Origin of the sequence: Silvibacterium dinghuense, from assembly GCF_004123295.1 — a bacterium.
Classification (GTDB): Bacteria; Acidobacteriota; Terriglobia; order Terriglobales; family Acidobacteriaceae; genus Silvibacterium; species Silvibacterium dinghuense.
The window spans coordinates 31789-45947 of record NZ_SDMK01000001.1; the positions used below are offsets into that span (position 1 = coordinate 31789).

General features: G+C 61.2%; 10 protein-coding genes. 7 read left to right on the forward strand and 3 right to left on the reverse strand.

Annotation, left to right across the window (positions count from 1 at the left end):
• Nucleotides 1-42: 42 nt before the first annotated feature.
• The 3 genes from ESZ00_RS00150 (at nucleotide 43) to ESZ00_RS00160 (ending at nucleotide 3496) form a co-directional block, all read left to right on the forward strand.
• Entirely contained in the window at nucleotides 43-1770 is a 1728-nt protein-coding gene (locus ESZ00_RS00150; protein ID WP_129206164.1) for a sodium:solute symporter family protein, read from the forward strand.
• Between the two features lie 15 nt (nucleotides 1771-1785).
• Complete coding sequence (locus ESZ00_RS00155) at nucleotides 1786-1998, forward strand: hypothetical protein (protein ID WP_129206165.1); 213 nt, start codon at nucleotides 1786-1788, stop codon at nucleotides 1996-1998.
• 76 nt (nucleotides 1999-2074) lie between these two features.
• Nucleotides 2075-3496: an L-fucose/L-arabinose isomerase family protein gene (locus ESZ00_RS00160; protein WP_129206166.1), complete on the forward strand. Its 1422-nt coding sequence runs from the start codon at nucleotides 2075-2077 to the stop codon at nucleotides 3494-3496.
• A gap of 201 nt (nucleotides 3497-3697) precedes the next feature.
• Here ESZ00_RS00160 and ESZ00_RS00165 read toward each other — a convergent pair whose 3' ends face one another.
• Nucleotides 3698-4891: a tetratricopeptide repeat protein gene (locus ESZ00_RS00165; protein ID WP_129206167.1), complete on the reverse strand. Its 1194-nt coding sequence runs from the start codon at nucleotides 4889-4891 to the stop codon at nucleotides 3698-3700.
• Between the two features lie 250 nt (nucleotides 4892-5141).
• Here ESZ00_RS00165 and ESZ00_RS00170 point away from each other — a divergent pair, with 250 nt between their 5' ends.
• The 4 genes from ESZ00_RS00170 to ESZ00_RS00185 all read left to right on the forward strand — a co-directional run bounded on the left by ESZ00_RS00170 (nucleotide 5142) and on the right by ESZ00_RS00185 (nucleotide 10129).
• Nucleotides 5142-6725 (forward strand): ribulokinase, encoded by a 1584-nt coding sequence (locus tag ESZ00_RS00170; RefSeq protein WP_129206168.1) that lies wholly within the window; start codon nucleotides 5142-5144, stop codon nucleotides 6723-6725.
• A gap of 180 nt (nucleotides 6726-6905) precedes the next feature.
• Entirely contained in the window at nucleotides 6906-7259 is a 354-nt protein-coding gene (locus ESZ00_RS00175) for a spore germination protein GerW family protein (protein WP_129206169.1), read from the forward strand.
• 177 nt (nucleotides 7260-7436) lie between these two features.
• Nucleotides 7437-8780 (forward strand): amidohydrolase, encoded by a 1344-nt coding sequence (locus ESZ00_RS00180; protein WP_129206170.1) that lies wholly within the window; start codon nucleotides 7437-7439, stop codon nucleotides 8778-8780.
• On the forward strand, nucleotides 8780-10129 hold the full coding sequence (locus ESZ00_RS00185; protein WP_129206171.1) for an amidohydrolase family protein: 1350 nt from the start codon (nucleotides 8780-8782) through the stop codon (nucleotides 10127-10129). Before ESZ00_RS00180 ends, ESZ00_RS00185 begins: the two co-directional genes overlap by 1 nt.
• An 85-nt stretch (nucleotides 10130-10214) precedes the next feature.
• Here the strand turns inward: ESZ00_RS00185 and ESZ00_RS00190 are convergent, their stop codons facing one another.
• Together ESZ00_RS00190 and katG are read right to left on the reverse strand one after the other, a co-directional pair.
• Nucleotides 10215-11666 carry a sulfatase family protein gene (locus tag ESZ00_RS00190; protein WP_129206172.1) on the reverse strand — a complete coding sequence of 484 codons (1452 nt, stop codon included), beginning with the start codon at nucleotides 11664-11666 and terminating at the stop codon, nucleotides 10215-10217.
• A 171-nt stretch (nucleotides 11667-11837) separates the two neighbouring features.
• Nucleotides 11838-14036 carry a catalase/peroxidase HPI gene (katG, locus tag ESZ00_RS00195; protein ID WP_129206173.1) on the reverse strand — a complete coding sequence of 733 codons (2199 nt, stop codon included), beginning with the start codon at nucleotides 14034-14036 and terminating at the stop codon, nucleotides 11838-11840.
• Nucleotides 14037-14159: the final 123 nt, after the last annotated feature.

The following is a 14159-nucleotide window of genomic DNA, read 5'->3' on the forward strand; positions in this document are numbered from 1 at the left end:
CACCACCGCATCGCATTTTGTAACAGTTAAGGAACAATACAGATGCACGCATCTCCCGCTTCGCTCCTGGCTCTGTTCGACGGACCAGTCACTCATCAGCTCGCGCGCCTCAACGCGGTCGACATTGCTGTCATCGCCATTTATTTCGCCATTGTCATCTTCATCGGCTTCTACCTGAAGGGCTCCGCGAATACCAGCGAAGAGTTCTTCATGGCCGGACGCGAGATGACCGCGTGGATTGCTGGCCTCAGCTTCGTCTCCGCCAACCTCGGCTCACTTGAGTTGATGGGCTGGGCCGGTTCCGCCTATCAGTACGGCATCCTCGCCACGCACTGGTACTGGATCGGCGCCATTCCGGCGATGCTCTTCCTCGGCATCATCATGATGCCCTTCTACTACATCTCGAAGACCCACTCGGTCCCCGGCTACCTGCATCTGCGCTTCGGCGATGGAGCACGCGCGCTCTCGGCCATCAGCTTCGCCTTCATGACCGTGCTCATGAGCGGCATCAACATGTATTCCATGGCGTTGGTGATGAAGGTCGTTCTCGGCTGGAATCTCAACTTCTCCATCTGGGTTTCGTCGATCACCGTCGCCCTCTACGTCGCGCTGGGCGGCCTGCGCTCGGCCATCTTCAACGAGGTTCTCCAGTTCCTCCTCATCTGGCTCGGTGCGCTCCTGGTCCCCATCCTCGGCCTCGTTGAGGCTGGCGGCTGGACCAATCTCAAGCACCAGATCCTGCACAACGTCGGCAACACACAGTACGTCCACATGTGGAGCGGTCTCGGCCACTTCAACGACAACCCAATGGGCGTGCACTGGACTGGCATCGTCTTCGGCCTTGGCCTGGTCATCAGCTTCGGCTACTGGACCACCGACTTCCTCGTTGTGCAGCGCGTCCTCTCCGCGCACAACCTGCGCGCCGCGCGTATGGCTCCGATCATCGGCGCAGGCTTCAAGATGGCCGTGCCCTTCATCGTCATCCTGCCCGGCCTGCTCGCACTCTCCGTGCTGCCCTTCCACCTCGTCGGTGAATCCCAGGCCGTCGCCACCGGAGGCCACAGCTACAACGAGGTTCTGCCTCTGATGCTCGTCCGCTACTGCGGACCCGGCCTGCTCGGCCTCGGCGTCACCGCTCTCATTGCCGGCTTCATGTCCGGCATGGCAGGCAACGTCAGCGCCTTCTCAACGGTTTGGACGTATGACATCTACGGCGCTTTCATCAACAAGAAGGCCACCGACCGCCACTATGTCTCCATGGGCCGCTGGTGCACCTTCATCGGCGTGCTCATCTCTGTCGGCACCGCGTATCTGGTGCAGCACGCAGCCTCCATCATGGACTACGTGCAGAGCCTGTTCAGCTTCTTCATTGCCCCGCTCTTCGGCACCGTCATCCTGGGCATGCTCTGGAAGCGCGCGACAAAGGCCGGCGGCTTCTGGGGTCTGCTCTCCGGAACAGCCACGGCTGTGGGTCTCTGGGCCTGGGTTCACAACGATCCCAAGGCGCTGCGCTATGTCGCCCTCTCGCCCGATGCCAAGGCCATGGCAGAAGACCTCTACCGCGCCCTCTGGTCGTGGCTGGTCTGCGTCATCGTCACCGTCGTCGTCAGCTACATGACCAAGCCCCGCCCGGTCGCCGAGCTCGAGGGCCTGGTCTACGGCGTATCCCCTCTGCCTCAGGAGCATGATGAGCACTGGTACCAGAAGCCAATCTTCTGGGCCGGCGTCATCGCCATGCTCTTCATCATCGCCAACATCATTTTCTGGTAAGAAGGAGCAGAGAGCATGCGTGAAACCCTCTCCATCTGGTTCTTTGCCGGTATCCTCTTCGGAGCCTACGGCCTGGTCATCACCATCGAAGGTCTCTGGGAGCTCGGCCATCCACTGGCCCATCCTCCCGTTCTCAACTCCCTCCACCCAGCCGTCTGGTGGGGCGCCTTCATGTTCATCGCCGGCCTGATCTACACCATCAAATTCTGGCCCAAGAAGCTAGGCTGATTGATTTTCCACTCCCATTACCCTGATCCCCTCGGAAACGGGGATCAGCGACAAACAAACAAAGAGATCGGACTTTATGAAAAAGCAACTTACGTTCGGAGTCATCGTCGGCAGCCGCGGATTCTTCCCTCACCACCTCGCCAAGGAAGGCCGCGAAGAGATCATCCAGGTTCTTGACGCTAACGGTTACAAATCCATCGTTCTGACGCCTGAGCAGACCCAGCACGGCGCCGTCCAGACCCCTGAGGACGCACGCCATTGCGCCGAGCTCTTCAAGAAGCATGCCGAAGAGATCGATGGCATCATCGTCACCCTGCCCAACTTCGGCGAAGAGCGTGCCATCGTTGACGCCATCCGCCTCTCCGGCCTCAAGGTGCCGGTGCTGGTGCAGGCCACGCCCGACCGCACCGACATCATGAAGATCGCCAACCGCCGCGACAGCTTCTGCGGCAAAATGTCGGCCTGTAACAACCTCATGCAGTACGGCATTCCGTACTCGCTTACGGCGACGCACACCGTCTCGCCCAGTTCGGAAGCCTTCAAGAAGGACCTGGCATGGTTCTCCGCGGTCTGCCGCGTGGTCGGCGGCTTCAAGAACCTCCGCATCGGCGCTCTCGGCGCGCGTCCCGCGGCCTTCAACACCGTCCGCTACAGCGAAAAGCAGCTCGAGCGCGCCGGCATCTCGGTCGAAACCCTCGATCTGTCAGAAGTCCTTGGCCGCATCGACCGCCTGAAGGACACCGACGACGTCACGCAGGCCAAGCTCGCCGCCATCAAGGCCTATGTGCCCACCGGCTCGGTACCTGAAGCCGCACTGCTCAAGATGTCCAAGCTCGGCGCCGTCATCGACACCTGGATGAAGGAGACTTACTGCACCATCAGCGCCATACAGTGCTGGACCTCGCTCGAAGAGTACTTCGGCGTCGTGCCCTGCACCGTCATGAGCATGATGAGCGAGAACCTTTTCTCCTCGGCCTGCGAAGTCGACGTCGTCGGCGTGCTCAGCATGTACGGCCTCGCGCTCGCCTCCGAGACCCCGAGCGCCCTGCTCGACTGGAACAACAACTACGGCGATAACCCGAACAAGGCCGTCTGCTTCCACTGCTCCAACCTGCCCAAGCACTTCTTCACCGAAGTGACGATGGACTATCAGGCCATCATCGCCGGCACCGTGGGCATTGAGAACACCTTCGGCACCTGCGTCGGCCGCGTTAAGGCCGGTGCCATGTCCTACCTGCGCTTCTCGACCGACGACTACACCGGCAAGATCCGCGGCTACGTCGGCGAAGGCCAGTTCACCAATGATCCGCTCGAGACCTTCGGCGGCGCGGGCGTCGTTGAGATTCCCAAGATGCAGAAGCTGCTCCGCTACATCTGCGAGCAGGGCTTCGAGCATCATGTCGCGGCCAACTTCTCGACCGTCGCCAGCCCGGTCTACGAGGCCGCGACCAAATACCTCGGCTGGGATATGCACTACCACGCGCAGCCGGAAGAGTAGTCCACAAAAACGTAACCCAAACAGTCACAGAGGGCCCGCAGCCACAAAACTGCGGGCCTTCTGCTTAAATCTTCTTTTCTTATTAAGAACTGTCATCCCGACCGCAGCGAGCAGAGCGAAGTAGAGAGACCTGCGGTTCCCGTACAAACGTGGGTGCCCATGTCTCGATGTTGAGACATGGGAGAGCACTACCCCTAATCGTCATCCCACATGAGACGAGCGATCAGACGAGCCGTCCGCTCGCACCCGGGCCAACAGCTGCTCGGGACTTCGCAGGTGAATCTCCGGCTCTACCCCCATCTCCCGGTAGTAACCGGCAAGAGTGATCTCCTCGAGCGACCAGCTGAGCATCTCCTCCACCCAGTCCTCGCAGCTCACAATTGGCTGATATTGCGGATCGAGATTCGAGACCAGCACCAGCCCGGTGGGTGCCGCATCCAGGACCGTCATCCGCAGCTCCGGCCGGCGGCGTTTCAAAAGCAGCGCCGTCCGCCAGACGTCCCCCGCCCACATGGTCTGGCGCTGCGGGTCCAGCGCCTCAAGGTTCCGCGCCCGCTCCGCCATCGGCAGCTCCAGCGGCAGGCAATCATGCAGCGCTATCACCGAACCGGGGAGACAATACCGTTCGGTGTTCAGGAAGTCGCGCAACAGGTATTCGCAATGGTGCATGCCATCGAGAAAGGCGAAGTCGATCGGACTACCCAGCAGCTCGGCCGGATGCCAGCGGTCGAAAAATGCGTCGCTCGCCATCTGGTAAAGCATCAGGCTGGGCTTGGCGACGATCTGCCGCACCACGTCCATATTCGAGAACTGGAACCTGGGATCGATGCCGATCGAAGCGCACCGCGCCAGCGCCAGGGTCGCGCCGGTTTCGACCCCGATCTCCAGGTACGTTTGCGGACGAAGCGTTTCGTGCAGGCGCTTGAGTACCCGCGTGTACACCTCGCCATGGAGATCGGGCATCCACGCTCCCGGACGCTCACCGATCCGCTTCACCAGCACCTCAAGCCGGCCAATCATCGCTGCCGCGAATTCCTTCGGCACTCCACGGTCGCCTGCCTCGCGCATGAACCGTAGAGCCTCAGTCGGGCCGCCAGCCTGCATCAGGCCCTCGACACAGCTGCGCCAATACAGTGGTCGCTCCGGCTCTCCATCCAGGGCCGCCTTCAAGTGCGGCAATGCCTCGCAGGCGCGCCGAAGCTGTATCAGCAGAACCCCGAGATTGTGGTTTGCCTCGGAGTGTCTGGGGTCTGCCGCCAAGATCTCGCGATAAAGAGCCTCGGCAGCAGCCGCATCGCCTGAGCGATGAAAGCTGGCGGCTGATTCCAATGCTGCAGTCACCGGGCGCGCCGTGGCACGCGTTTCGATCTGCTTCTCGACTGGCACGGTCGACATAGGTGCAATCAGCTTAAGATGGCCTTACTCGCGCAGTACCGTGAAGTCCCTCCGAAGCCTCCAGGCTTTCAGCCAGCTATTTCCTTTTGGGAAGCGTGTGCCTGATCGGGAGCCTTCCTGAAACGCAGGCAGGAGAGCAAATAGCGGGGCTCAACCCTTCCTTACGTCTCCGAATCGCTGCCTCTCGCCCTTTCACCCCGCCGCGTGATAAAACGTTTTCTGGAGCACTTGCACCTCAAGGAGAACCACCGTGGCCATCGTCGCCGGCGTCGATTTCGGAACCCTCAGCGTTCGCGTTACCCTGCTTGACAGCACCAAAGGCCGGCTCAGCACCGCCTCCGCAGAATATCCCCTCCACCGCAAGCGTGAAGACCCCGACTACGCCACGCAGTCGCACTTCGACCAGATGGAAGCCCTGGTAAAGGCCACGCAGAAGGCTATCGCCGAAGCAGGCATCGACGGTTCGCTGATCGAGTCCATCGCCCTCGACACCACCGGCTCCTCCGTCATCTTCGTCGACAAGCAGGTCCAGCCGCTCGACGACTACTACCTCTGGTGCGATCACCGCGCCAAGCGTGAGGCGCAGGAAATCACCGCGCTCGCCCATGCACAAAAGCTCGAGGCAATCGACTGGTGCGGCGGCGTCTACTCCCATGAGTGGGGCTTCGCCAAGCTCCTCCACTGGCTGCGCCACAACCCCGATAAGCGCGCACAGTTCTACACCGCCTTCGAGCACTGCGACATGGTCGCCGCCACCCTCGCCGGCATCGACGACGCGACCAGGGTGAAGCGCAGCGTCTGCGCCATGGGCCACAAATGGCTCTGGAACCCCAAGTGGGGCGGCCTGCCACCGCAGGAGTTCCTCTCCAGGCTCGATCCCCTCTTCGACGGCATCCGCGAGCGCTTTGACGGTGAATACCTCACCTCGGACAAGGTTGCAGGCCACCTCGCGCCGCACTGGGCCGAGCGCATGGGCCTCAAGGCCGGCATCCCTATCCCTGTCGGCGCGTTTGACGCGCACTGGGACGCCATCGGCGCAGGCTGCCGCGAGGGCGACGTGGTCAACGTCGTCGGCACCTCCACCTGCATCATCGCCATGGAGAAGCGCACCGTGCTCGTGCCTGGCGTCTGCGGCGTGGTGCCCGGCTCCGTGCACCCGCAGTACACCGGCGTCGAGGCGGGACTCTCCGCCACGGGCGACATCTTCGAAGCCATCGCACGCCGTGCAGGTACTAAGGTCGCCGAACTCTCGAAGGGCCTCGAAGCCTATCGCCCCGGCCAGACCGGACTGCTCCGCCTCAGCTGGGACAACGGCGACCGCACCGTGCTCGTCAACTCCGAACTGGGCGGCGTCACCCTCGGCTGGAACCTCATCCACACCGCGCAGGACGAGCTCTTCGCTGCCATCGAAGGCACCGCCTTTCACACCCGCATCATCCTCGAGCGCATGGCCGAGAACGGCGTGCCCGTCGAGCGCGTCATCAATGCAGGCGGCATCCCGCAGCACAACAAGGTGCTCAACCAGATCTACGCCGACGTTTTCAACAAGCCGGTCCTCGTGCCCGCCGGCATCCCCACCAGCCTCGGCTCCGGCATCTTCGCACAGCTGGCCGCCGGCATTTTCTCCTCGATTGAGGAGGCGCAGAAGGCCATGTGTCTCGACTACATCACCTACACCCCGAACCCCGAAGCCGCGGCCATCTATGACCGCCTTTTCGCCCTCTACCGGAAGGTCTACTTTGGCCTCGGCACCAAGGACGCCGCACCGGTAGCTCTCGGCGACGTCCTCCCCGAGCTGCGCAAAATCTCCGCCGAAGTCCTCGGTCACGAGTAAACAACGGGTGCCCCACGTCTCGATCCTGAGACGTGGGTTCGCAGAAGCCCGGGTGCCCCACCCAAGCTCCGCTTGGGTGGGAGAAACGAACCCCATCAAGCATATGCCGGCGGAGGCCGAAGGCGATTCGCCCTGCGCGCAGCAGCGGGTGCATAATGGCTGCCGAAGGAGCTTTTGCCCATGAGCAGCGTCGCCCTCCTGCAGTCCCTCAAGGAAAACATCCTCGGCCAGGCCGGCGTAAAGACCATCTACGGCGATCCCATCACCGCGCAGGGACACACTGTCATCCCCGTCGCCAAGGTCGCTTATGGATACGGAGCCGGCGCAGGCACCGGAGGCGTCGGCAACTCCAGCGCGCAGGGTGAGGGCGGAGGAGGAGGCTGCGGCGTTCGCGCCATCCCCGTCGGCGTCATCGATGTCAGCGACCACGGCACCACCTTCGTCCCCATCACCAGCCGCAACAAGCTCGCCACCGTCGCCGCCGCGGGCATCGCCCTCGGCATCGTTCTGGGCTGGAGACGCCGCCGCAAATAGGATTCGTAACCAGTTCCGTTACGAATGCACGGCCCACACCAGCACATCCCATCTACACCCTGCTCCTTACACCCCATACCCTAAAAAATCCCTACCTCCCGCAACCCACTCCCCGCTATACTCGCCTTTCCGGCTACCCAATCCAATCGCAAAGGGGAACGTCCCATTCCTCCGTCGATGAAATTCCCACTCGCATTAGGCTTAGCTGCAACCGCTACAGCCTTCGCCCAGTCCGCGACCCCACCCACACCACCGCCGCATGATTTCGTCATCACCAACGCCACGGTGATGACCGTCACCCACGGCACCATCGAGCACGGCAGCGTCTGGGTCCACGACGGCAAGATCGCCGGCTACGGCGCCACAGTCAACGCCCCATCTGACGTCGTAAAGATCGACGCCACCGGCAAGTACCTCACCCCCGGCATCGTCGATCCGCACTCGCACTCCGCGCTCAGCAACGACGTCAATGAGATGACCAGCCCGGTCACTCCGAGCATGATGATGATCGACGCCTTCGACAATCGCGACAAAGCCCTCTACCAGGCCCTCGCCGGCGGCGTCACCACCGAGTTGCTGCTGCACGGCTCGGCCAATGTAATCGGCGGCCAGGCCGTCGTCATCAAGAACAAGTTCGGCCTCTCGCGCGACCAGATGCTCTTCCCCGACGCGCCACGCTCCATCAAGTTCGCCAGCGGAGAAAACCCCAAGCGCGTCTATGGAGGCCGCGGCCAGTTGCCTTCCACCCGCATGGGCAACTTCGAAGTCATGCGCCAGTCCTTCGAGGACGCAAAGGCCTACATGGCCAAATGGGACGAGTACAACGCCAAGGTCGCCAAAGGCGATAAGGACGTGACTCCGCCTGCGAAGGACCTGAAGCTCGAAGCGCTTGCGGATGTGCTGCGCGGCAAGCTCTACGTGCAGATCCACTGCTACCGCGCCGACGAGTTCCTCACCGAAGAGGCCATCGCCAAGGAGTACGGCTTCAAGATTCGCGCCTTCCACCACGCGCTTGAGATGTACAAGGTCGCCGACCAGATCGCTCCCACCGGCACCGCCATCGCCACCTTTGCCGACTGGTGGGGCTACAAGGACGAGGCCTGGGACGCGATCCCGTGGAATGCCGCCATGAGCGAAAAGGCCGGCATCCGCGTCGCCCTCAAGAGCGACTCCAACGACCACATCCGCCGCCTCAACCAGGAGGCCGGCAAAATGATCCGCTACGGCGGTGTCAGCGAGGAAGACGCGCTCAAGATGATCACCCTGAACCCCGCCTGGATCATCGGCGTCGACGACAAGGTCGGCTCCATCGATACCGGCAAGGACGCCGATCTCGTCCTCTGGAACATGGACCCGCTCTCCACCTACGCCCGCGCCGAAAAAGTCTACATCGACGGCGATCTCTTCTTCGATGACTCGCTCCCCGGCTTCGGCACCACGCACTTCTCCGGCGCCATGCATGAGGCCCACGGCTTCGGCGGCGAAGACGGCGCCAATGTCGACGACGAAGGAGGCAACTAATGCGGAACCGCCTTTCTGTCATCGCCACGGTTACAATTTCAACGGCCTTCTCGTTTGGGCATCTTTATGCCCAGTCTGCGCCGGTCGTCGATCTCGCCACACCCGCGCCCGCCGTCGCCATCACTCACGGCAAATTGCTCACCATCACCCACGGCACCATCGACGACGGAACTATCATCCTCACCGACGGCAAGATCGCAGCCGTAGGACCGTTTGCCTCGGTGCAGATTCCTTCCAACGCGCAGGTCATCGACGCACGCGGCATGACCGTCTACCCCGGCCTCATTGACGCCGAGACGAATCTCGGCCTTTCCGAGATCGAAGCCGATGAAGCCTCGAACGATCTTGTCGAAACCAGCGACGAAATCTTCCCCAACATGCACGTCTACGACGCCTTCCACGCCGAGACCGAGCACATCCCCATCACCCGTCTCAATGGCATCACCAATGCCATCGTCGCGCCCGCCTCAGAAGACTCGATGCCCGGCCAGGACATCTTCATCCAGCTCGCTGGCCGCGACCGCGACCAGATGATCCTCGGCAAGGATGTCGCGCTGCCCGTCAATTTTTCCGGCGACCAGCGCCGCCGCGGCAAGTTCCCTTCTACGCGTATGGGCCTCGCCGAACAGCTCCGCCAGACGCTCATCGACGCGCAGGAATATGCAGCTTCAAAGTCCGATTACGAGGCCAAGCTCGCCAAGTGGGAGAAAGGCGACAAGAAAGACCCCAAGCCCACCGAGCCCAAGATCGACATGAAGTCCGAAGCGCTGCTTCCCTATCTGCGCGGCGAAAAACCTGTTGTCCTTGGAGCGGACCAGGGTTATGAGGTCGAGGTCGCCATGCAGCTCGCGCAGCAGTTCCACCTCAAGGTCGTACTCAACCACCTCACGCACACGCAGGATGTGATCGACAAGGTCGCCTCCTACAAGGTGCCGGTCATTGTCGGGCCGATCTACGACTTCCCCGACGCGAACGAACGCTATGACGCCGTCTACTCGCTGCCCGCCGAGCTCTACAAACGTGGCGTCAAGATCGCCTTCTCGTCCTCAGGCGCGGGCGGTGGCCCGAGCGGCGGCTTCGATCGCAACCTGCCCTACGCCGCCGGATACGCCGTAGCCTACGGCCTGCCCTACGACGAAGCATTGAAGGCCATCACCATTAACCCCGCAGAGATGTTCGGTGTCGCCGACAAACTCGGCTCGCTCGATGTAGGCAAAACCGCTAACGTCGTCATCGCAAACGGAGACCCGCTCGATGTCCGTACCGACGTCAAACAGGTCTATATCGAAGGCCACGCCATCCCCATGGTCTCGCGCCAGACCCGCCTGCGGGATGAATACACGAAGTAAGAACGCAATTCACAAGATGAAGCCCGGCAATCGATGCGATCGCCGGGCTTCTTCTTGCAACAATACAATCCTGTAACCAACACGGTTACGGATAGAGTTTTGCTTCCACGATCTCCGGCTCCGGCTCTCCAGCCGCAACGGCCAGCTTCTTCAACTGCTCACGCAGCTCATCCGCCTTGGCACGATACTCCTTGCGTCCGGCCAGATTCACCAGCTCATGCGGATCGGCGCGCTGATCGTACATCTGGTACTCGTGATAGCTCGACGCAGCCGGTTGAGTAGCATCGCCGCTCGGATCGGCAACACAATACGTCCAGTCTTTCGTGCGAATCGCGCGCCCTGTCATCGATTCGCTGATCTGAATGAACTGCTCGTTTACCCAGCCCTGTCTCGCTTCCGGATCGTTGACCAGCGGCAACACGCTGCGCCCCTTCCAGCTCGAAGGTACCGGGACACCAGCAGCTTCCAGCAATGTCGGAGCCACATCGATCAGCCCCACGAGCTCGGGAATCTGCTGCGTACCGCGAAAGCCGGGGCCATCGATGATCAGCGGCACACGCAGTGAGCTGTTATGCGTGCTGCGCTTGTACTCCTGGTTCCGCGTCATGAAGTGGCAGCCGTGATCGCTGAGAAAGACAAAGATCGTATTCTCGGCCAGATGCTCTTCTTCGAGTACCTTGCGGATGCGGCCCACCGAGTTATCGATCGCCTCGATGCAACCGTAGTAGTCGGGCAGCTGTGCCTGCCACGTGCCCGGAAAGGCGCGCAGATCCTCAGGCACCGTTCCATTGAGAAAGCGCTGCGCCGCCCCCTTCGGAGCAATCGGCTGCCCCATATCGTTCTGCTGATGCGGCTCCAGCTGAGAGATAAAGAGCAGAAACGGCTTGTCCTGCTTCTGACGAAGAAACTTCTCCGCGCGATCGGTCAGAAAATCGACGCGGTATTCATCTTTATATTCAATTGGCTTGTTATCGCGATCCCAGATCGTTCCCTCATACGGATGCGAAGTGTTCTCAATCGAATTTGCACCCTCCCACAGATCGAGAAAGCCGCCCCGGTGCTCGGCCTTCACCGCTCCGCGGCCGCCGCCCTCGGCTTCGGTACCCGGCGCAAGGTGCCACTTGCCGATCAGGTTTGCGCTATAGCCGGCCTTGCGCAGCTCCGTCGCAAGCGTGGGCAGAGTCTCATCGAGCCCCTTGCCGTTGCGCCATACTCCTGTCTCTGTCGCATAGCGGCTGGTAAACAGCACCGACCGTGACGGCGCGCAGACCGGCTGATTTGTAACCGTGTGAGTAAAGTTTTTGCCGCGCGCAGCCAGCGCATCGATATTCGGTGTGTGCGTAGAGCCGTTATGACCATTCGCACCTACAAAATCCCAGCGAAACTGGTCCGACAGATAGAGGATGATATTCGGTTTCTGCCGCGGTGCAGTGCTTGTGGCCGGTACCTGGGCCATGGCGGTGGAGGCTGGAACTGCGGCCGCAAACGCCGCAGCCACGGAAGACTTCAGGAAGGCTCTGCGGCCCTCATCATTCATGCGCACTCTCCCTCACTTCTATTCTCCATGATCTGCCCCGCATATGCAGTCGCGAGTACGGACATAAGTTTGCAACGGCAAGAAGCGCAAACAAAAATGCGCTCCTCTGGCCCCGCTCGTTAGGACGAGCAGCAGGCCAGAGGAGACGCAGGAGAGAGACTGGTTCTATCGCTAAGAGGCGATCAGATCGAAGCGGTCGAGGTTCATCACCTTATTCCAGACTGCCACGAAATCATCGACAAACTTCGCATGTGCATCCGTGCTTCCGTAGACCTCGGACAGCGCCCGCAGCTGCGCATTTGAGCCGAAGATAAGATCCGCACGCGTTGCCTTCCACTTCACTTCGCCTGTCGTGCGGTCGCGTCCTTCGAACGTATCCTTCGCCTCCGAGTCCGCCTTCCACACCGTGCGCATATCAAGCAGGTTGAGGAAGAAATCATTCGTCAGAGCCTCCGGACGATTGGTAAAGGCACCATATTTCGTCTGCCCGAAGTTGGTGTTGAGCACCCGCATGCCGCCAACCAGCACCGTCAGCTCCGGTGCGGTCAGCGTAAGCAACTGCGCCTTGTCGAGCAGCGTGACCTCGGCCGGTGCAGCAGGCGAGTGCCCATTGCTGTTGGTATAGGAACGGAAGCCATCCGCGGCCGGCTCGAGCACGGCAATGGAGTCCACATCGGTCTGCGCCTGCGATGCATCCGTGCGCCCGGGTGCAAACGGCACCGTAACCTTGATGCCGGCATTCTTCGCTGCCTGCTCCACGCCCGCATTCCCCGCGAGAACAATCAGGTCCGCGAGCGAAATCTTCTTACCGTTCGACTGAGCACCGTTGAACTCACTCTGAATCTTCTCGAGCGCATGCAACACCGTCTTCAACTGCTCAGGCTGATTGACCTCCCAGTCCTTCTGTGGCGCCAGGCGGATGCGCGCTCCATTTGCCCCGCCACGCTTATCCGAGCCGCGGAAGGTCGAGGCTGAAGCCCACGCAGTTGAAACCAGCTGCGAAACGCTGAGTCCCGACGCAAGAATCTTCTCCTTGAGCGCAGCGACATCCTTCTCATCCACCAGCGCATGATCCACAGCCGGAACAGGGTCCTGCCAGATGAGCACTTCCTGCGGAGCTTCCGGTCCAAGATATCGCGCTCGCGGTCCCATATCGCGATGCGTCAACTTGAACCACGCGCGGGCAAAGGCATCGGCAAACGCATCGGGATTCTCATAGAAGCGGCGCGAAATTTTCTCATAGATCGGATCGACGCGCAGCGCGAGATCGGTAGTCAGCATGGCCGGAGCATGGCGCTTCGACGGGTCGTGCGCGTCGGGCACCGTGTTCGCTCCTGCATCACCCTTAGGCTTCCACTGGTGCGCGCCGCCGGGGCTCTTCGTCAACTCCCATTCGTAACCGAAGAGATTCCAGAAGAAGTTGCTGCTCCACTTCGTCGGCGTGCTCGTCCAGGTCACCTCAAGACCGCTGGTGATCGCATCGCCTGCGATGCCCGAAGCATACGCACTCGTCCAGCCGAGGCCCTGTTCTTCAATCGTTGAACCCTCGGGCTCACGCCCCAGATGGGTTCCAGCACCCGCGCCGTGCGTCTTGCCAAAGGTATGCCCACCAGCGATAAGAGCCACCGTCTCCTCGTCGTTCATCGCCATCCGGCCAAAGGTCTCGCGGATGTCGCGAGCCGCAGCAACCGGATCGGGCACGCCTTCGGGACCCTCCGGGTTCACATAGATCAGGCCCATCGTCGTCGCGCCGAATGGTTTCGCAAGATCGCGCTCACCGGAATAGCGCTTATCCGTTCCCATCCACGTGTTCTCAAGTCCCCAGTTCACATCGAGATCAGGCTCCCACACATCCGCCCGCCCGCCGGCAAAGCCGAAGGTCTTGAATCCCATCGATTCCAGCGCGACGTTCCCCGCGAGAATCATCAGATCCGCCCACGAAATCTTTCTGCCGTACTTCTGCTTGATCGGCCACAGCAAACGGCGCGCGCGGTCCAGGTTCACGTTGTCCGGCCAGCTGTTGAGCGGAGCAAAACGCTGCTGTCCGCGGCCGCCACCGCCACGGCCGTCAAAGGTGCGATAAGTACCCGCGCTATGCCACGCCATGCGGATAAACAGCGGGCCATAATGACCAAAGTCTGCAGGCCACCAGTCCTGCGAGTCTGTCATCAGCGCTACCAGGTCCTTCTTCAACGCGTCATAATCGAGAGTCTTGAACTCCTCGGCATAGTCGAATTCCTCTCCCATCGGGTTCGACAACGAGGAATGCTGATGCAGCAGGTTAAGGTTCAACTGGTTCGGCCACCAATCGTTATTCGTACGCGGGGCGCTCTCGCCATGATGAAATGGGCACTTTGCTTCGGTTGCCATCGTTCCTCCGGTTTGTTTCAATCCGATGAAGAGATTCCACACGGAATCCAGACATTTCTTTCAACCAGACAGAATGTAGCACCGCGGCGATAGATAGTTCCAATACCTATTTCCCATTCTTCG

Coding starts and splice junctions, on each gene's coding strand:
- ESZ00_RS00185 (WP_129206171.1), top strand. CDS start 8,780: ATGCGGAACCGCCTTTCTGTCATCGCCACGGTTACAATTTCAACGGCC.
- ESZ00_RS00190 (WP_129206172.1), bottom strand. CDS start 11,666: ATGAATGATGAGGGCCGCAGAGCCTTCCTGAAGTCTTCCGTGGCTGCG.
- ESZ00_RS00150 (WP_129206164.1), top strand. CDS start 43: ATGCACGCATCTCCCGCTTCGCTCCTGGCTCTGTTCGACGGACCAGTC.
- ESZ00_RS00165 (WP_129206167.1), bottom strand. CDS start 4,891: ATGTCGACCGTGCCAGTCGAGAAGCAGATCGAAACGCGTGCCACGGCG.
- ESZ00_RS00160 (WP_129206166.1), top strand. CDS start 2,075: ATGAAAAAGCAACTTACGTTCGGAGTCATCGTCGGCAGCCGCGGATTC.
- ESZ00_RS00180 (WP_129206170.1), top strand. CDS start 7,437: ATGAAATTCCCACTCGCATTAGGCTTAGCTGCAACCGCTACAGCCTTC.
- katG (WP_129206173.1), bottom strand. CDS start 14,036: ATGGCAACCGAAGCAAAGTGCCCATTTCATCATGGCGAGAGCGCCCCG.
- ESZ00_RS00175 (WP_129206169.1), top strand. CDS start 6,906: ATGAGCAGCGTCGCCCTCCTGCAGTCCCTCAAGGAAAACATCCTCGGC.
- ESZ00_RS00155 (WP_129206165.1), top strand. CDS start 1,786: ATGCGTGAAACCCTCTCCATCTGGTTCTTTGCCGGTATCCTCTTCGGA.